Genomic DNA, 17998 nt, shown 5'->3' with positions numbered 1-17998 from the left:
TCCAGCATTGTCGCAACACTATCCCCGGGCCTCACCCCGAGCCCGATCAGATGATGCGCGAGCCGGTTCGCCCGTGCATTGAGCTCGCCATAGCTTAAGCGCGCGTCCGCATCGACCACCGCCACCGCGTCCGGCGCTTGACGCACCTGCGCCTCGAACAGCTGATGGATGCACTGCTCCGCCGGATAGGGGGCCGCCGTCCGGTTCAACTCCTCCAGGAGATACGTACGCTCAGCGGACGACAGCAGCTCAATCCGCGCGACCGCTTGCCGCGCATCGGCCATCACAGCACACAACAAATTTTGCAAATGCTGCGTCATGCGGTCGATCTGCTTGGGCGCCAAGCGACTAGCATCAAAGTGCCATCGGAAGCTCCCATCCAGAGCGCAAACCTCAAACGTTAGCAAATCGCCGGATAGGGTTGTCTCAGAACGCGGGCTCGAAGCCAGATCACCAGCGGCAGAAGAGCTATTTGTCGTAACCGTAACGCCAATCGGCCAGGGTCGCCGCGATCGTAGCGCCTCCCTACCCCGCAAGCTCGGAGCGCGCGCGATCACATCCCGCGCAAAGCTATCGTGCTCGCTCAGTTCGGCGCATTCGGCGGCCACCACCCTGCGCACCTCTGCAAAATCATGACCAAGATCAATGGTAATTTCCATCGGCACGACAGAAGCGACAATCACCTCCGCCGCCTTCAACCGGGCCCGCGATCCATTCTGTGCGGGCGTCCATCCCAATTGGAGCTGTGATTCGCCAGTGACGCGAGCGAGATAGGTCAGCCAAGCAGTTATTAGGTGTTCCGTGCGATCAAATGGCGACAGCCTAGCCAAAGCACTTGGAATGAGCCACGAACTCGACTGCCATATGGGTGGAGTCGCAGCTTCTGAAGCCGACAGAAACGGAAGCTGCAATATTTTGAACTGCTCAAGCCGCTGCCGCCAAAAACTCTCCCGAGGCGCCAGCATTTCATGGGCAACAGTTATGTCCCGAGCCTCGTCATCGCTTAAAATCGGGAGGCGATGCCCTAGATCCAGATCGGACTGCCTCGCGAGTGCCCGCGCATCCAGAGCCTCACCATCCGGGCTGTCAAACCAAACATCAACATCCTCTGTTCCCGTCGCCACACGCCAGTGGCTGGGGTGGATTTCAACCAGGGAACCCGGCGAAAAGCCCGAGCGGCCAGACGACGCCTCCAAGCACCTGACTGCGACAACGTCATCGCCCACAAGAGCCTTGGACAGACATAAAGGATTGGAATGATGCGGCCCAAAGTCTAAGGCGCGCGTCATCGCTGAGAGATCTTGCGCGGATCTATCCCATCGCAGACAGCCCGCAGCATCTGGGCGTCGGCGCCTCGGAAAATAGCTTCTGTCCGCTAGCGCCTGCGGACGGGCGGCAAGCCTTTCGTTCGTTAACCCAGTTAAAAGCTCGCGGAATCCCTCGACTGCGGCTTCATAACATTTGAGGTTCAGGCTTAACGCGGTGTCGGTAGGTCCAATCAGGACTTGGCGTTGAACCACCAGGTCACCCGTATGAACACCATCATCTATGCGATGCCACGTGATGGCATATTCGGACTCTTGGGCCAGCAGCGCCCAAGACGTCGCATGAGTTCCCGCATACCGTGGTAAGGGACCGTCGTGGTAATTGAAAGCACCTCGACGCACTCGCCCAAACACATCCGCCGGCAATATGAACGGATTGGCAACAGAAAATATCCACTCCACCGGTTCGGTACTGAGCAATGTGGCAAGCTCTTCAACGCTCGCTAGGCACAAGACATTGGCGCGAGCGGCCCAATCGCGGAAGATGGCGTCGGCACACAGGGCCGCGCCGATGACGTAGCCCATCTCCATTGCTAACTCTGCACACCTAATAGCTAGCGTACCACCACCAACAAAGACGGTAGAACCAATTGGTGAGGCTGCAGGTCGTTGCCCACCCCAATCGCCGAGTTCGCAACTCGATGAGGCCAACACACATATGTCGTGATGTTCGTACCCCACGTCCATGACAAAACCTCCACGTGTGTGACGCGCCGAGCGTGTGGCCACCGAGAGACGCGCGCCGGCGTGCACCGGAGGAGACCGATGGGCCATCTTCACGCTCCAGCCAAGCCGTCGCGTAGCCTGGGCAATTCCCGCCCGACGCGCCGCGCCACATAATGACCTAAACCTCTCACAGCAGTTGAGATTTGCTCGGGAGTAACCGAGCTGAACGCCAATCGGATCCGGCAGTCTTGAGAGTTATCCAGTGCGAAGAAGCTCATCGGCATAACAATGACATTGTAATGCGTTGCGCACTCGTCCGCGGTGTTCGCGTCAAATCTGAAAGGAAGATCGAGAGTCAGAAAGAAGCCGCCGGCAGGACGATTCCATCGAACCTGGTCCGACAAAGGCGAAAACACATCGTCCAGCTGACACAACATAAGGTCGCGATTTGCACGATACCAATCCAGCGCCGGCCGGATCCAGCCACGTAAGCTTGTCCGCTGTTCGATCAAGAGCCCCGCCACAATCGCTTGGCTAATTTGGCTCGTATTCACGGTACCGAAGCTCTTGCGCTGAACCAGATCTTCCCAAAGTGTCCGGCAAGCACCTGCGTCTCCAAAGATGGTATCGGGCAGTATTGCTGCTCCGACGCGAAGAGCTGGGCTTAGCGTCTTGGAGAATGTTGACAGGTAGATAACACTTCCGACCTCATCCAAAACGGCCATCGGAGGCACCGCATCTCCTTCATACCGAAATGGCCCATATGGATTGTCCTCCAAAACGACGATCCGATGTTTGGCGCACACTTCGAGGATCTCCCGTCGTGCGACCACATCGAGGACGCGTCCTGTCGGATTATCAAAATCGGGAATAAGATATGTTGCCCGAGCTCTTCGACCATTTCGGCCCAATTGCACAACGGCGGACTCGATCGCGTCTGCAACGCAAGACGCTGAATTGGACAACGCTGCAATAGGCACCCTCGCAGCATTAGCTGCACCAATTGCTCCAATATAGGTGGGATTGCAGACCAGGAGCACATCCGAAGATTCGGGACACAGCGCCGGCACGCAGAGAGCGAGCGCTTCCTGGCATCCTGAGGTGATCAGGACGCGATCCGCCTTAACGGGGAGCCCCTCATCGGATCGCACCTGTTGCGCAACAAGCTCGTTGATGATTCCCGCTGTTCGACCATACTGCAACAACTGAGACCATACTTGGCCACGATCGCCAGCCCAATACCTTTGATACACACCGAATGCATTCAACAGCGCATGGGGGTTGAGTCTATCGAAAAACCGGTCACTCGGCCTACCAGACGCAAGCGAGACAGCTGAGGGAAACCGACTCGAGACCTCGTTCAGGAAATTCATTGCCGAACTTTGCAACCGGAAATCCATCATGGAGCCTTGGAGGAGGACGGAGCTATGGAGATCACGCCTACGTCGGAACACGAGCACGACTGGAGGTCTAAGGGCGTACGCCTCTTCGCTCAATACTTGCCGGACTGTTCAAGCTGGTCAAAAAGCTGCTGGACGTTCGATTCAAGGAAACCACTCTCTCCATCTCGGCGAATGATTTCGAAGCTAAGCCCCGTCTCAATGGAGCGGCTCGAGAAGGCCTGTGTCAGTCCAGGGCCACGTATCACATTCGTGTCAAATCCCAGACCACGAGACTTTAGGGTCTCTACAGCAGCATCCACGTCGTCGACCTCAAGAGCGATATGAGCAACTCCAACGCCGTGACGCCGCACGAGCTCTGAGACCTGAGAAGCCGGCTCAGTACCCTGACACAAAACAAACCTGATGCCCCTGCTCTCGAACTCAGCAGATAGCATGCCCGTCGCTCGACCCTTGATGTGAAAACGGCGCTTCAACTCAAAACCTAGCACGTCCCGAAAGAATTGAATTGAGGCCTCAAGATCGAGCACAGCAATCGCAATATGATCGATCCCGCGAAATTGCGACACCGGACTCGCGGTTGTCCGGATGTCATCGGAAGTCGCACCCACTCCGAGCTTGCTATCGATCGTTTTCTGCATAGCACCCACTTTCGATCACACAATCCGACAATCAGGCCAAAGCGACCTCATCGCGCGAGCGACAGGCAAACCCTGCTACCAGCAGATCAGCCCTGTCCTAGCGTCAAGGTTCTTCAGAATCCTCTGCTCGAGGTCCGCCAACTCAGCCTTACGCCTGGCCACATCCGATTGAGCGCGGAAGAGCTTGGCTTTGAGCTCTTCTCGTTGCCTCATTGCTTCTCGAAGTTCCCAACCGTCCTGCACCGGCTAATTACCTATCTACGAGCGAACGCCGCCTGTCAGCTCCGAAAACATTGCCTGCGCTTCCGCTGCTGCTGGTGTCAGATCGCCGCGCTTCAGCTGGAGGCGGACGTCCGCCAGACCAATCTGTTGGAACGGCTCGCGGCACATCACCTCGAACATGGTGCGCAGCACCTCTTGATTGGCGTCGTTCCGTCCAATTCCGGGTGCAGAGCAATCCTGTCCTCGCCGGGAGACCGAAGCGCCATCAGGAGATGAGAGGCCCCGCGACGGCCACGCACGTGATGGGCGCAGCAGCATCAGCATCAGCTTCAGCATGGCACTGATTTGGATCAATCGAGCAAGTTTCATCTGAACTCTCTTAGACAAGGGCTGCAATCGTGGTTGTAACGGATCACCCCCGCATCTCAAGCAACCGACGTGCCAATGACGTTCTGCGAGCGTTTCCTGAAGAAACAACGCGCCTCTCGCTGCGCTGGCGGAATGCTGCCGTCTTACTGTCGGGCTTGGGACATCGACGTCTTGAACCAGACACAGCTCAACACAACAACACGGACGGTCAATGGCGACGATCGCCAAAAGAGCAATTGCCCGAGATCACCCTTGCTGGTCAGAATGCTCTCGCCGCCATTTTTGAGGGTCTCATCATCGAGTGAGAACATCGTGCGATAGGCATCACGCTCGATGCTGGCTCTCTCGCAAGGGGGCGGGGAGAATATCCTCTCGGTGAAGCAAGAGATCGGTTTGCTCGACCGAGGCAAACCGGGGCAGCCTGAATTCATGGAAAAAGACAGCCCAAACAAAACCGGTATCAGTCGTGGCGTCACCGACTGCCGAAATGGGTAGCTGGCCACCACCTCACTGCCGAACTCAGGGAGGAGCACGTCGCCTCCAGTCGAGTTCAAGCCGACGCCGACCAAGCTTCATGGCTTTCCTGCACCGTTTCAGCTTGCGAGCTATCTGAACTCGGACACGCGGCTCACAACCATTACCTTGATGGTTTGATCCGCAAGGCTGATCGCGCGCTCGGTGCCGAGACGCTGCCGGCGAAATATCGGTTCAACTTTCAAGCAGGAAAACGGCATGCCGGCAGCCAAGAATTCCCCCGATACGTTGATCGCCATCTGCGACACCATCGCGTCCGGCGTCATGTCGTATGCGAAGGCCACGCGGGCCAATGGCATCAACGCTCCGGATATGTAGCGGGCTAGCCGCTCGCTCCGGTCGCGGTCGTTGCTCTCGGGAGTTGGAAGGTGTCGGAGGGGGTTCTCCCGACTTCGCCCTTTCAGCCTTATCGAAAAGCTCAAGAGCCAGATGGTGTATCGCCCGCACTTTTTCTGGATCAGGTTCCGTGAGCGCCATTCGCGAGGCGATCTCAGCCTGTTTCAAATAGAATTCCGCAGATAGCAAAGCAGCACTCTCCCGGTGAAAGTGCTCGCGTAACGCATTAGCATAGCATCTTGTTCCGGTGGGGTGTCGAAAATAGCTGGGCGGTCCTTCCGGCCTTCGCAGCTGTGCTCGCCGCATTTGCCTTGGAGCCATAGTTGCTCCGATTGGGCGATTGCGCGCGACTGTCCGGTACGCTCTGATGCCGGCCATGGCCCCGAAATACCATTACCCGCCAATCTCCGGAGGCGACCGAAAAGGCGCTGGCGAAGGAGTTGCGCAAGGCCCGGGCCATGACCGTGATCTTCGCCGAGCGGTCGGCGGAGAAGCGCGGGGCCGGCGAGGCGCTGATCCGGGAGGCCGACAACCTCGCTTGTCAAAGCTGGAACGAGCGCATGTGGTCAGACGGCGGCCCCGTCGATCCCAGCCCAACCGTCGATCAGGCGATCAATGGGGCTTACAGTTCGCTTGAGATCGAATGCAGCCGCTGCCCGTCGCGCCGCGATGTTGATCTAGTGGCTCTGCACAGTGATTATGACTCTTTGGAAGTAGCGGGATAGGCGCGGCCCATTTTGGCGCGGGCCTTGCCTGTTGTGAACAACCATTTGATGCGTGAGCCGGCGGCATTTCGCTTGCGTTCCCAGGCGGCGATTTCGCGGCGCAGTCTCTTGGGGTCGTCGATCCTGCGATCCAGGCACTGGCCCCGCAGGACGCCGATCTCGATCTCCACCATGTTGAGCCAGCTTGCGTACTTGGGGGTGTAGTGGAACTCGAGCCGTCGCAAGATCCGCCTGGCTTCGGCGTGCCGGAACGTCTGATACACGCCGGCCGAATGGGTCGATAAGTTATCCTGGACGACGCGCCTTGTGAGGTGCACCATGAGAAAACTGACGATGGCTTGCGTGGCACTCGCCGCGCTCTCGCTCACCATCCGCGACGCGTCGAGTACTGGTAGTGTCGTTGGTCCTGCGGTGTATGGCTCGACCACCAAAAGAATAACGAGGTCAGACCACTCGCCGATGAGGCGTGGATTGCGGGCATGCTTTCGGGGTGGTCCTTGGAGCACGCCGAGCTCGGTATCGATATCCCTGACGTTTCCAGCCCGGCAGCAGTGGATCACAAATTACTGCACGAACCATCCGCTCGACGAGATCGTGTTCGCAGGGATAGCGCTCTTGGGTGAGTTAGTCGAACGCACCAAGGCCAGTGCCGCGCTGCGCTAGGCTACAGACGCGAAGGAGATCGCACCATGACTAAGGAAACACAACCACCACCCACCGATGTGACGGCTGCGCTGGAACAGGATAACAAATCGGACCTTAAGATCAGCAAAACTGTGGCGAAGCGGGCCGGCGAGATTGCCAAGGCCACATCGACCTACGACGCGCAGCGTAAGGGCAAGCCCGACTGGCTCAAGCCACCTAAGAGCTAATGGTTACTTCACTGATCTCGGCGACAATCTAGCCGGGCAGCGTATCCAGCCCAGAGCCGCCGCGCCGTTTTCTCAACCCGCCGCGGCGGCTTTAGTTTTTGCCGGGCGTCACCTCCAGATACAGTCGCGCGGCGCGTATCGCCTTGCGCCGGTCCGGGTCGTCGGAAAGATCAGTGAGCAGCCGTTGCAGTCGGGTGCGGCGCCAGTTTTCAGCGCGGCTCAGCCGGGCCTCGCGCCAAACCGTGTTGCAGCGTGTCAAGCGCGGCGAGCTCGAAGTCGTGCACGTCACGAATGGCAGGAAAAAGGGAATCCGGATCAAGGTGATAACCCGGCAATCCGAACTCTTCGATCAAACCTCATGAACCAGAGGGCATTATGAAGCGGTGTCCAAGAACTTCTCCAGGTCGAGGTCGACGACGAAGCGTCGGCCTCCGACCACATGCGTTCGCGTGGCAAGCACCGCATCGTGCGCGCTGCGCCCCGGACGGAAGCCGTACGAGGCTTTGGAAAAGTCTGGATCGAACAGCGGCATCAGCACCTGATGCATCGCCTGCTGGATCCCGCCGTCCGGCTTCGGGATTCTCACCCGACGCACCGGTTGCGGCTGGTAGCGCCCCTGCAGTAGTTGATCTTCGATCTTCGGCCAGCGCGCTTTGAGAATGTCCGGCAGTTGTTTGACGGTGATACCATCGATGCCGGGCGCTCCCTCGTTGCGCACCACCGCATCCAACGCAGCTTCTATATTGTCTGGGTCACAGATCGCCTCCATAAGATGTTCTGTGGATGCCGGGCTTTTGGGTTCGGCCGTCGCCACGATCGTTTCGACCTCTTGCGCGTCCCGACGCTGGGCTTCACCCCGCGCGGGCATCGGCAAGTCCAACTCAAGTTGGTATGGCGGTCGCGATCCGGTCATGAGACGTCCGATCTACTTGCCCTTTCCTTCAACCCCTCATCGGGGACCGTTCGGCCTTCAGCCGGCGAGCCGGCCTAATACGCCCTCTGCTGACTTCTGCATCGTGGTCAGAACACCTTGCGGCGTCCTCAGTCCCGAAGAACACGATGCAGATCTCTCGGGGTAAGTCCGACAGCCTTCATCGCACACCCGCCGGATTTACAACTCTGGCCATTGATGGAGATGGACTTCGCGAATGCCTGCCCGCTCGTCCGACCAGTGCTGCCTCGTATCCGATTTCTGTTCGTCGGGTCGCGACTTTGCTCCACGCTTCCTTCAGACGGTCCCTCGCGGTTCCGCCCTTGCGCTTCGCTAGCTATAGCTCGACATTTTAGGTCCCATTCATGATCGGGCGATCTCGGCTTGTGGCGGTGCGCCTTTCTTCGCGCCATCAAAGAAGACCAAAACTTGCAGGCCAGCGGGGTTCGCTTTCACCGGCCCACCAGTAGAACGAAGATTGACCAGCTTCGTTCGCAGAAGGTCCTGCCAGCACCCAAAAGACCAGCGTCGTACACGCATGGTTCGCGAACTCCCTGCCCTGATCTTTGCGATAGCTCAAGCAACGGGGCATGCCACTCGATCACACGTCTGTCATTCCAAGCACCGCGGCCATCGAGCATGAGCCTCCGTTCCCGCAGTTATTTCTTCCCCATCCAGACATCTTCGAATGAGGAGAGGGGCATAAGTTCCTCCTCCTGCACGGGCCGGTCATTCATGACGTCGGCCGCTTTCAACGTCGCACTAAACCGGACAACAGTGCGTCTTTCGATTTCCGCCAATGTCGCTTGCTCGTCTTCGAAGCCTTCTGGCGAGAATTCCTCAAAAGGTGAATCGTCAGCTAGCTCCTGCTTTTGCGATGTGACGAAGCCGAACGCCCTGATGCTGCCGCTCCTGGTCGGTGCAACGACTACCTTCCAATAGGATAGCGGCACATAAACGTTGCCTGCCTCCTCGTCTTCAAGTTTCAGATCCCGCACCGTGAAAATTGGACCAGCAAAGATCGACAGGCGTGCCAGCGTCCTATCGGAGGATGCTTGCCTGCTAATGTGATTTTCGAGCCGCCCCCACAAGCCGTGGAAACCAAACTTATCGCGATTAAATGCTTCGTGCTGGGGCGTGCAGTTCGTCAGGTGAAACGTGTCTGAATTCGCGTACTCAATCTCTGTCTTTGACGCACCCCAACAGTTATCATCTCGCCTCACGAGATGGCCAAAATCGAGTCTCTTCCACCGATCATAGAAGCCTTTCGGCAGCTGGTACTTTTCGTCCATGCGGCTATCGGTTATCCACTCGTCCTTTCCAAAGGTTTCGCGGCCCTTAATCTTCCTCTGGCCTTTGCTGTAATCGGTATTGCAGGCCGAAAGGACCGGCATTCTCCGTTGTGCATGCATCATGCACGAATAGTGATGGTAGTGGAGGACCTTGCCGGCGCGGCCCCGCAAGGGAGCAATCAGCTTCGGGTCTTCGCTCTCTATGGTCGGGAATTCCGCAATACGGTCGCGGCCGAGGAAGTTTTCGTCGTAGCCTTGTCGATCGCTATAGTCGGTGTCGAAGTTAAGCTTCTCCAGCAACAACTCGTCAGGCTCAGCACTTGCGACAATGGCCGGAGCAGCCAATGGCTTTACTTCCGGGATCAACGAGCGGATAGAAGGAGGATTCGAAAGGCTTTCAACCTTGAGCGAGACGTTTAGTGGCAAGACGAGTGAGAATCCCTCACTCGGCAGGCTTGCTGGAATGAGCTGCGGAGCGAAAGTAGGCCGTGCTGACGGCTCCACGTCGATTTCGAGTTCGGCTGCAGTTGGCTTGATCGTTCCTTGGATAGCCGCCTCAAGCACCGGCAGGAGATCATGACGAGCAGCCTGTTTCCTGATGTCAGCTACGAGCCGGCTGGTCCTGACGCCTTCGTTTGCTATCCATTTGATCTCGTGCTCCAGCGGCTTATGGTCGGTAATGGGCTGGCCGTCGTGGCCGATGTAGCGACCTTGGCTATCTTTCAGCGGCTTTCCCGAGTGGTGTAGGGCAACGACATCCCAAAGATCGTTGAACACTGGCGAGCCTGACGAGCCTCGGAAGGTATCGCTCTGGTAGGTGAGAAAGTCTTCAGTGTCATCGAAGGGCAATAGTTTATTTTCACGAATGGCTATCTGCTTGCTCTGGCCTCCGGGATGCTGAACGATGGAAAGAAACTGGCCGTAGTCCGCCTTGCCGAGTTGAGGATTCAGGCGAAGCCATCCGAAACTCGCCAGCTCTTCCGTCCCTTGCTTGGAAAGAGGGTCGACCGCCACGACGCAATAATCGAGATCCTTGTTGCTGAAGAAGAACTTGTCAGGAGCGAAGGAAAACCAGGTGGGGATTCGGTCATTTCCAAGGGGGTCCGACTCGTATGCGAACTGGACACGCGAGCGGCCTGCTACTTCCGGCATCTTAAAAACATGCCAATTCGTTAGCAGGAGTGTGGGGGCGATCATGAAGCCAGTAGCAGACCCTCCGCGATCACCCGGCGACGGTGGTATTTTGATGCAACCAACAGAACGGGCCGCACGAATGCCTGCCCAGAAGTAGTGTAGGCTCAGTAGGTCATTCGTTCCCATCGCGCGCTCAAGGGCGGCGACGTCATCGGGCGTCCGGTTTTCATTGATGTACCGAGTAACGCGATCCGCCCGATCCTTCGGAAGATCAGGCTTTGCCGCAGGTGCCTTGAGTTCACCGCGCTTCGAGTCGACTCGCGCGGTCGTCGTGGCGACTACTTCAGTATCAATCTGCATACGTTCCCCGTAAAATTAGATCTTTAGAAACAACACAAACCGGCCCGTGGCTCGGCTTCAAACGGCACTTCGCGTCAATCATGGAAACTTAAGGTTCAGTTGAATCTGGCAATGATCACTGGGCCAACGGGAACGCGGCGTTTCCTCTTCAATGTCTTTGCCGTATCGCCATTTCCAGTATGATCCCGCGTCCGCAAGGGCAGCGGCCTTCTCATTCAAGACAAAGAAATCTATCGAAAAGCGTTGGCTGGCGGGCTCGGTAGGCCAGCACTTGAACTCCTTGTTCTTAGGGATATGGGTAAGTTTCACGTCATCGTCAGGGCTCGACGTGGACGCGCCAGACATCACATCCCACATATCAGTCGTCTTTATCTCAGGGCTTTCGCGGTCGAACCTGCGATTGAAGTCTCCGGCAACGATAACCGGCCCACCGCCCTGATGCGCTGCCCTGATCCAGGATTTAAGCGGTTGCAGCTGACGAAAGAGCGCTGGACAGTGGTCGTTATCTGAAGGTTCTTCGATGGGATCTTCGTTGCAGCGAGACTTCATGTGCACGACGAGTAGCCGCAAAAGAGCGCCATTTTTGTTCAAGGTAATGTCGAGCCCCCACCGGGTCTGGTGGTCAGTTGCCGGGTCTTTTGGCCCAAGATCCACGACGTCCCTCGTATCTCCGAGTGAAACGCCAGAAGATCGCTTGATTGCTAAAGCAACATACTGCCTGGCAGGATTGGTGAGTTCGCCCGGCAGAGTACTCACGGCTGAGGTCGGGTCGGTTACGCACTGCGGCTTGATATCCGAAAGCTGGTTGAAAGGATAATCGGGCGCCAGGCCACGCTGGTCCGCAACGGTCTGCCCGGAAATGCAGAGAATGTACTGGGATGGTGGGAAAACGCGCGCGAGCGCGCGAAGGCTCGCGATCTCCTGCATGGCGTAGACGTGGCCGTCGCTGCATTCACGATAGAGCCGCAAGTCCTTGAATTCATCTTCCGAGCGGAGGAGACGATCATAGACCCTCACTGCCGTCGCTAATTCGGCGATATTCCACGAAATGAGCTTGATCTCACTCGGCTTCGGATCAGGCCCTTTTGCACCGCAATTGATGTCTTGCGCGAGGGAGGAAGCCGACAAGCCAAGAATCCACAAAGCAACAAGCGCGATCATCTTCATGGACGAGCCCCTCGAATCCAAAATCGCATTTTAAAGATACAACTATGACGAGAAGATTACAAGTTTTCGCTACAGATACTTTAACGCTGGTTCAGCGTCTACCGGACCAATCTGCGCTTGGCGACTGCATACTCAGCCAGTGCACAACATCGCTGTCAGAATGCGCGGCGACGGGATCGATCTATCTTGCCTCCTGAGCGGTGACGTGGACCAACGGTACAGGATACGCCGTGTCCCCGCTTGACGGCGTCAACGGAGTCCGCCGCAATCCGCTTGCGCGCATCGGCACCTCTAAAAATCATTACGGTGTCCCCCGACCCGTTACCACTATAAATTGTTCAACCCAAGCAGGTTAAGCAAAGTTCTTACTCCTTGATAGTCCAAAACCGAAATCTATCGGTAGCTCCGGACCGGTGCCTCCCAGGTCGGAGATAGGGCCTGCGTCGTTCATCGATGGCCTCGGAGGCGCTATTCTGAGGACTCATCCGAGACGACGCGCTGCCCTCGCCCTTGTCGCACTACCTGCTGTACCACGCTCGGCCCGAGCTCGGCCAGCGTGGTCACTTTTGCATCCTCCATGCTGCGCACGACGTCAATCAGCGGACGGTCCTCCGCTTTGGCCGCGCTAGCTACTTTCCGGCGCAAAATTCGGCGGCCTTTTGAGGCAGCCAGAATCGCTTGGTGGGGCGAAAACTGCAAGATCGGACGGAATCAGCGTTGACTTGTGTGGGTGAGATTGATTCATTCTTATGAATGATTCGAGATCGAGCTCTTCAAACCCGCGAGAGGCTTGTCGGCAAGCTGCCGGTCACCGGCGAACTGCTGCGTGGTTCGCTGCTGGAGCGCACGGTTCGTCACAAGAGCGGCTGCCCGAAATGTGCGCGCGGCGAAGGGCACCAAGTGTACGTGCTGACGGTGAGCTATGGCGGCGGACGCGTTCGCCAGTTCAGCGTGCGCCGTGAACGCGTTGCTGAAGTGCGCCGTTGGCTGGACAACTATCAGAAGCTGAAAGAAGCGATCGAAGCGATCTGCGAGCTCAATCACGACCTGCTGGGCCCCGATGCGGCGGCGCCACGGGGCGGGAGGAAGATACGACGGTGGTGGAGACGAACACACTCATCAGCGATCGTCCCCGCTCGCGGTGGAATCGTTGCGCATCGCCGCTAACAGCCTAAGCAAACGTTCCAGATCATCTGGCTTGAGTTTGGAGAGTTCGCGTGCGGCAAGCTCAAGCCGCGGATCTTGAGCGTCGAGCGTCTCGGGCGCTTCGCCGAGCAGCCAGGCGACGCTGACGTCATAGATCTCTGCAAGTCGGACGAGTTCGTCGGCTGAGACACGGCGGTTGCCTGCTTCGATCTCGGTGATGGAAGGACGGTGCAGGCCGATTATCTTGGCGACATGGCCTTGTGACAAGCCGGGCAGCTTGCGCGCCTCTTTCAGTCGATCAGCGATCTGGGCCCGCTTCGCGGGATCGAGCTCGGTCATGCCGCGGCCGCTTCCTTCTCGCTTTGCTTCTTGAGCAGGTCACAGACGAAGATCGCCGTCTCGTCGATGGAGCGCGGAAGCTTGGTGGTCTCGTCGACGAAGATATTGACGTCGTTCGGGATCGTCGCGCCGATCTCTATGGCGAGGATCGTGGTCGCGACGGGCCAGACCTTGCTGTCGAACTTGGGCAAGGTCTCAACCGGTTTGATCGCGCCACTCAGCGCTGGGCACTCCAAGCCGCTGTCAGCTTGAATCTGGCTGAGAACAGCGATTAGCTTTTCCTTAAGGGTAGCAGGGTCCATGGAAGCCTCCTTGATCCGACATATGGTAAGACAATCTTACATTCGTGGATTTTCAAGGGCTGTCGATCCTTCCAGCCGACTAGTAAAAATGTAATCTTCGTGCTACATATTTTGCCAATCTGTAGTACGAAGGTGACAAATGCCTACTCCACATAATCCTCCTGCCGCTGTGCGGCGGGCCCTGCGCAAGCTCGGCACGGACATTCACGATGCCCGCCGGCGACGACGGCTGCCGATGGCGGTCGTGGCCGAGCGCGCATTCACTTCCCGCTCAACGCTCCAGAAAGTTGAAGCCGGGGACACCAATGTAAGCGTCGGGATTTATGCCGGCGTCCTCCAGGCGCTCGGCCTGCTCGAGCGTCTGAGCCAGGTCGCCGACATCAGCAACGACCCAGTCGGACAGGCGCTGGCCAGCGCAGAGCTACCCAAACATATCCACCTCAAGCGAACCGCCCGAGCCGACAATGGCTGATTTCGAAGTCCACATCGAGCTGGACGGCCGCACGCGGCGCGTCGGTTTGGCCAGAAGCAACCGCGTTCGAGGTAACGAAACAGTCGTCTTCGAGTATGCGCCCGAGTGGCTCGAAGATCCTGATCGCTTCTCTATCGAGCCGGCCCTCAAGCTGACGCGCGGCGGCTTCGCGCCACCACCCGGCCAAGCCATCTTCGGCTCCATCGGCGACTCCGCACCCGACACTTGGGCCGACGTCTGATGCAACGCTCCGAACGCCGCCTAGCTGAACGCGAGGGCCGCGCAGTTCGCACCCTGGCGGAGAGCGATTACCTGCTTGGCGTCGCCGATGAAACCCGTCTCGGCGCGCTACTATTCCGCTGGGCAGGGCAAGAGACTTTCCAGGCGCCGATCCGCGCCGCCGTCCCTGCCCTGATCGAACTCGGACGGCTCCTGCAGATTACCGAGCGGATTCTCCGGGACGAGGAAACGGACGAGGATCGCCAGCTTATCTTCGCACCCGGCTCCTCTCTCGGCGGAGCACGGCCGAAAGCATCCGTCGTTGATCAGCATGGCAACCTCTCCATCGCCAAATTCCCGAAGGAGACCGACGACTATAGCATGGAGACCTGGGAGGAGATCGCGCTGCGGCTGGCTGGTCAGGCCGGCATCGCTACTCCGCACCATGAATTAATCGAAGTGGCCGGCAAACCGGTCATGCTGTCGCGTCGCTTCGACCGCACCGGCGCGACCCGCATCCCATTCTTGTCGGCCATGGCGATGATGGGCGCCAAAGACGGCGAGCGGGGCAGCTATCCGGAGATAGTCGACGCCCTTGCGCAACATGGCGCGCAAGGAAAGACCGACGCCCATGCACTCTATCGGCGCGTCGTCTTCAACATGCTCATCTCCAATGTCGACGATCACCTGCGCAACCACGGCTTCCTCTGGCTCGGTAAGGCGGGCTGGACGCTCTCTCCCGCCTACGACCTCAACCCGGTGCCGACGGATCTCAAAGCACGCGTGCTAACAACAAATATCGACCTCGACGAAGGCACCTGTTCACTCGACTTGCTGGAAGCCGCTTCGGAGTTTTTCGGCCTCACGCTCGTGCAAGCCCGCGCAACTATTAAAGAAGTCGCGGCGGTGACGACGACCTGGCGTGATAGCGCCAAAGCAGTCGGCGCCAGATCGGCTGAGATCAACCGCATGGCCAGCGCCTTCGAACACGACGATCTCAAACGAGCCTTGGCGCTATGACGAGAACCTACGCCGGAGCATTGCTGGTGATGATCTGCCAAAGACGTAGCGCGACCGAAAAAACACCACTCCGAGATCATTGGAACTTGGACATTCGCTTTCAGCGGCGCTAGACGGCTACGGTCATGGCCATTCCATGAATCGTTAGGCTAGCTATCAGCTGGTCTTAAGGGGCGCAGACGATAATGTTTCCGATCCACAGCACATTTCCAAACGAGATGGCCGTCATAGGTCGCCTTTTGCTTGATTACGGCGAGCTTGAACTTGATCTGATGAATTGCGTCCAAGTCGCCCGCAAGTACGACATGAATTCAACCTTGAAAGCGATGTTCAGAATTTGGGGCGAAATGAGCCGCATCCAAATAGCTGATGCGCTCGGCCGCGTAGCGCTCCGCTATTCTCGGGAAATCGTCCTTCTCAAACCCTTCCGGCCTCAGCAGCCAGGGCGCGTCTTTCGTATACCAGGTGATTGCGTTCTTGCAGACCGGGCACGTGCCCTCTGCGAACAATTTAGCGAAGGCGTCGGCCGCTCTGCGCGTGTGCCTGCGCGCGCCGATTGTTGGCTTCAACGACGCTTTGCGGCAGCAGTCGCAGGTAACTAGCGTATTGCGCGCCAGCCGTCTTGGATTCCTGGCTCATCGGCAACCGTCCCTCGAAAGAGGATAGGACTAACAGGTGGGCTGAAGCATGGAGCTCCGCAATGCGGAGACGAAAAAGAGACAAATCCGGAGAGGCGTTCGCTCGGTCATTGAAGAATGGCACGCCACTCAGACTAAAACTACGAATTCATATGTAATTGAAATTACTATATAATTTACGGATCACCTCAGATGAAAGGCTGACCATCTACCCCAACAGTAAGCGCGATTCAGCCGCATGCAGGGAAGCTAGCCCGCGCCCGATCCACGAACCGTGGATAGAACCCAATTTGGCTGCAGCGAACAGACAAATGCACTATCGTGTTCGCGCGAACCGGCAACTCCAGTGGAAGACCTTTGGGAAGAAGCCCGATGCGAGCCGTCAGCGATTCAGCCGAGCTTTTCAGGCATGTGAGTGCCGAGAAATCTGAATTTTACCGCCGCATCATGGACGTCTTTGCAGCAGCCAAACGGCAATACCGTCTGCAATTAAGACCTGACGAAGTACTGAGCGAAGCCCGATGGTTAGATGCACCACCGCGAATTGAGGACGTCAACACCGCGCTCGCCCAGCTTGCCGCCTGGGGCAATCTTGAATCGCATCCTGACACGGCGCGGGTTTCCAGCCTCAGCGATTTCTACCGTGCACGCTTCCTGTATCGTCTCTCGCAGGGCGGGGAGGCTGTCGAAGCGGCGCTGGCGCTTTTCGTGCAAACACTGCAACGGCGCGCCGAACTGCAAACGGTGGCGCTTGAAGACATCGCAAACCGGTTGCAGGCGCTTCAAACGCTGGCGGACGAGGCGGAAGCCGACGTCGCGAAGATCCACGAAACACTGCGGGATTTGGTGCGCGTTTTCGAGGGCCTTGCTGAAAATGCGCAGGCTTTCATGGCCGGCGTCGCACGCAGCATTGAGTTGCAACAGGCCGAGGCGATTGCGGTAGCGAATTACAAGCGCCAGCTAATCGACTATTTGGAGCGGTTCATGGGCGATCTGGTGCGCCGCTCCGACACCATCGCCAGACATATCCTCGCTCTGGAACCGAGCATTGACGCATTGCTACAGCAGGTCGCCACGCGCGATGCACGCGATGCAGCCCCCGGCGATGCGGAGGATCGGGCCGACGCGCGGACCCTTCACTTGAATGCCTGGCGCGAACGCTGGAGAGGTCTGCGCGGCTGGTTCTTCCGTACCGGCCACGAACCCTCACAAGCCGAACTGTTGCGGGCGAGGGCACGGTCGGCAATTCCGCAATTGCTAGGAGCGATCGCCGCGCTCAACGAGCGCCGCAGCGGGCGCAGCGACCGTTCCGCGGATTTCCGCATGCTCGCCTGCTGGTTTTCTGCCTGCAGCAACGATGGCGAGGCGCACCGGTTGGCGCGCGCAGCCTTCGCGCTCAACCCGGCACGACATTTCTCGCTGAATCCCAACGCCGACGCCGATCTGCCGGCCTCGACACGCTGGGCCGACGCGCCACCACTGACGATTCACCCGCGGCTACGCGAATACGGTGAGGCCGCGCCGCGCGGCGTGATGCCCCGGGTGCGTGATCGCGGTGAGGCCCGCGCACATCTGGCGCGCGAACTCGCCGAGGAGTCGCTGCAGGTCGAGGCGGCGCGCAAGCACCTCGCCACCGGTCAGCCCACACGCCTTTCAGATCTCGCCGAGCTGGACATTCATGCCTTCGGTCTGTTCCTGGGATTGCTCGGTGAGGTGCTGACCGAACAGGCCGGTCCGAACACCAGCGCGGAACGGCGAACCGGCGACGGATTATTGCATATCAACCTCACGCCACTCGCAGTCGATAGCCGCGCGGTGATCAATACGCCGCGCGGCGTATTTGCCGGGCGCGACCATTTAATCACGATCACGCCGACATGAGACAGCC

16 protein-coding genes and 3 pseudogenes are annotated in these 17998 nt (G+C 58.3%); 6 read left to right on the top strand and 13 right to left on the bottom strand.

Going from position 1 to position 17998, the window contains the following annotated elements:
* From GWE18_RS38880 to GWE18_RS38855, 6 genes are all read right to left on the bottom strand, one after another.
* Positions 1 to 1856, bottom strand: a 1856-nt coding sequence (locus tag GWE18_RS38880; protein ID WP_275190829.1) for a formyltransferase family protein, incomplete at its 3' end; no start/stop codon positions are given.
* A 245-nt stretch (positions 1857 to 2101) separates the two neighbouring features.
* A complete protein-coding gene (locus GWE18_RS38875) occupies positions 2102 to 3394 on the bottom strand; it encodes a PLP-dependent aminotransferase family protein (RefSeq protein ID WP_275190828.1) in 1293 nt (430 codons plus the stop codon).
* An 89-nt stretch (positions 3395 to 3483) separates the two neighbouring features.
* Positions 3484 to 4032, bottom strand: a complete 549-nt coding sequence (locus GWE18_RS38870) for a VOC family protein (protein ID WP_108521629.1) — start codon at positions 4030 to 4032, stop codon at positions 3484 to 3486.
* A gap of 258 nt (positions 4033 to 4290) precedes the next feature.
* A complete protein-coding gene (locus tag GWE18_RS38865) occupies positions 4291 to 4623 on the bottom strand; it encodes a hypothetical protein (RefSeq protein ID WP_275190827.1) in 333 nt (110 codons plus the stop codon).
* Between the two features lie 143 nt (positions 4624 to 4766).
* Positions 4767 to 5192 (bottom strand): AAA family ATPase, encoded by a 426-nt coding sequence (locus tag GWE18_RS38860; RefSeq protein WP_275190826.1) that lies wholly within the window; start codon positions 5190 to 5192, stop codon positions 4767 to 4769.
* 36 nt (positions 5193 to 5228) lie between these two features.
* The gene (locus tag GWE18_RS38855) at positions 5229 to 5456 is read right to left on the bottom strand and encodes a hypothetical protein (RefSeq protein WP_275190825.1); all 228 of its coding nucleotides are present in this window, start codon (positions 5454 to 5456) and stop codon (positions 5229 to 5231) included.
* A gap of 413 nt (positions 5457 to 5869) precedes the next feature.
* On the opposite strand from GWE18_RS38855, the pseudogene GWE18_RS38850 reads away from it, so the two are divergent.
* Positions 5870 to 6182, top strand: a pseudogene (locus tag GWE18_RS38850) (hypothetical protein); the annotation flags it as partial.
* An 8-nt stretch (positions 6183 to 6190) separates the two neighbouring features.
* Here GWE18_RS38850 and GWE18_RS38845 read toward each other — a convergent pair.
* Positions 6191 to 6520: pseudogene (locus GWE18_RS38845) on the bottom strand (transposase); the annotation flags it as partial.
* Between the two features lie 387 nt (positions 6521 to 6907).
* On the opposite strand from GWE18_RS38845, the gene GWE18_RS38840 reads away from it, so the two are divergent.
* Complete coding sequence (locus tag GWE18_RS38840) at positions 6908 to 7090, top strand: hypothetical protein (protein WP_275190823.1); 183 nt, start codon at positions 6908 to 6910, stop codon at positions 7088 to 7090.
* 91 nt (positions 7091 to 7181) lie between these two features.
* Here GWE18_RS38840 and GWE18_RS38835 read toward each other — a convergent pair whose 3' ends face one another.
* The 6 genes from GWE18_RS38835 to GWE18_RS38810 all read right to left on the bottom strand — a co-directional run bounded on the left by GWE18_RS38835 (position 7182) and on the right by GWE18_RS38810 (position 13761).
* On the bottom strand, positions 7182 to 7409 hold the full coding sequence (locus GWE18_RS38835) for a hypothetical protein (protein WP_275190822.1): 228 nt from the start codon (positions 7407 to 7409) through the stop codon (positions 7182 to 7184).
* A gap of 54 nt (positions 7410 to 7463) precedes the next feature.
* On the bottom strand, positions 7464 to 7964 hold the full coding sequence (locus GWE18_RS38830; RefSeq protein ID WP_275190821.1) for a hypothetical protein: 501 nt from the start codon (positions 7962 to 7964) through the stop codon (positions 7464 to 7466).
* Between the two features lie 716 nt (positions 7965 to 8680).
* The gene (locus tag GWE18_RS38825) at positions 8681 to 10807 is read right to left on the bottom strand and encodes a DNA/RNA non-specific endonuclease (protein WP_275190820.1); all 2127 of its coding nucleotides are present in this window, start codon (positions 10805 to 10807) and stop codon (positions 8681 to 8683) included.
* Positions 10808 to 10885: 78 nt separating this feature from the next.
* Positions 10886 to 11974, bottom strand: a complete 1089-nt coding sequence (locus GWE18_RS38820; protein WP_213290430.1) for a hypothetical protein — start codon at positions 11972 to 11974, stop codon at positions 10886 to 10888.
* Positions 11975 to 13093: 1119 nt separating this feature from the next.
* On the bottom strand, positions 13094 to 13459 hold the full coding sequence (locus tag GWE18_RS38815; RefSeq protein ID WP_275190819.1) for a helix-turn-helix transcriptional regulator: 366 nt from the start codon (positions 13457 to 13459) through the stop codon (positions 13094 to 13096).
* Positions 13456 to 13761 carry a hypothetical protein gene (locus GWE18_RS38810; RefSeq protein WP_275190818.1) on the bottom strand — a complete coding sequence of 102 codons (306 nt, stop codon included), beginning with the start codon at positions 13759 to 13761 and terminating at the stop codon, positions 13456 to 13458. Before GWE18_RS38810 ends, GWE18_RS38815 begins: the two co-directional genes overlap by 4 nt.
* Positions 13762 to 13900: 139 nt before the next feature.
* On the opposite strand from GWE18_RS38810, the gene GWE18_RS38805 reads away from it, so the two are divergent.
* The 4 genes and pseudogenes from GWE18_RS38805 (at position 13901) to GWE18_RS38790 (ending at position 17991) form a co-directional block, all read left to right on the top strand.
* Positions 13901 to 14233: a helix-turn-helix transcriptional regulator gene (locus tag GWE18_RS38805; protein ID WP_275190817.1), complete on the top strand. Its 333-nt coding sequence runs from the start codon at positions 13901 to 13903 to the stop codon at positions 14231 to 14233.
* Positions 14226 to 15472, top strand: a pseudogene (locus GWE18_RS38800) (type II toxin-antitoxin system HipA family toxin). Before GWE18_RS38805 ends, GWE18_RS38800 begins: the two are co-directional and overlap by 8 nt.
* 185 nt (positions 15473 to 15657) lie before the next feature.
* Complete coding sequence (locus GWE18_RS38795; RefSeq protein ID WP_275190816.1) at positions 15658 to 16074, top strand: hypothetical protein; 417 nt, start codon at positions 15658 to 15660, stop codon at positions 16072 to 16074.
* Positions 16075 to 16482: 408 nt separating this feature from the next.
* The gene (locus GWE18_RS38790) at positions 16483 to 17991 is read left to right on the top strand and encodes a TIGR02677 family protein (protein WP_057854519.1); all 1509 of its coding nucleotides are present in this window, start codon (positions 16483 to 16485) and stop codon (positions 17989 to 17991) included.
* The last annotated feature ends 7 nt before the right edge of the window (positions 17992 to 17998 follow it).

The organism is Bradyrhizobium sp. CSA112, from assembly GCF_029051645.1.
In the GTDB taxonomy this organism is placed as follows: Bacteria; Pseudomonadota; Alphaproteobacteria; order Rhizobiales; family Xanthobacteraceae; genus Bradyrhizobium.
Note: the sequence above shows the minus strand (reverse complement) of the source record. Positions and strands in the feature narration are given on the sequence as shown.